The following is a 423-nucleotide window of genomic DNA, read 5'->3' as shown; positions in this document are numbered from 1 at the left end:
GTTGGCACAGGACTATGCCTTGGAAACTGCTAGGGCTGAAGGTCTTGAACAAGGACTAGAACGTGGTCTTGAACGTGGTCGTGCAGAAGGTATTGAACAAGGTTTAGAACGTGGGAAACTTTTTGCCTTTCTGGATATGGTCCGTCAAGGTCTTCTGACTGCCGAGATAGCAAGTCAGCAATTAGGTATGTCAGTCGCTGAGTTTGAGGCCTTGTTGTAAGACCATTACCAATACTAGTCAAGATGGCGTTCTTGGAATTAAGAAAATACAGAGAAACCAGCAAAGACGAGGTTCGCAAGCCGTGGTTGGAGTTTTTCGGGAATAAACCCTTTACCCAGCAACCTGAGCGAGCCATCAGCCAAGCATACCAACTGCTGGACTATAAGAGCTGGTCCGAGGAGGACAGGAAAATGTTTAGTCAA

The 423-nt window shown here is 46.8% G+C and carries 2 pseudogenes; both read left to right on the top strand.

The features are described 5' to 3' along the window. A pseudogene (locus ADI58_RS00740) lies at positions 1-220 on the top strand (flagellar assembly protein H domain protein); the annotation flags it as partial. A 14-nt stretch (positions 221-234) separates the two neighbouring features. Next, positions 235-423, top strand: a pseudogene (locus tag ADI58_RS11470) (Rpn family recombination-promoting nuclease/putative transposase); the annotation flags it as partial.

This window comes from Streptococcus mitis (genome assembly GCF_001074635.1).
GTDB lineage: Bacteria > Bacillota > Bacilli > Lactobacillales > Streptococcaceae > Streptococcus > Streptococcus mitis_E.
This window is presented reverse-complemented; position numbering and strand designations above follow the sequence as displayed.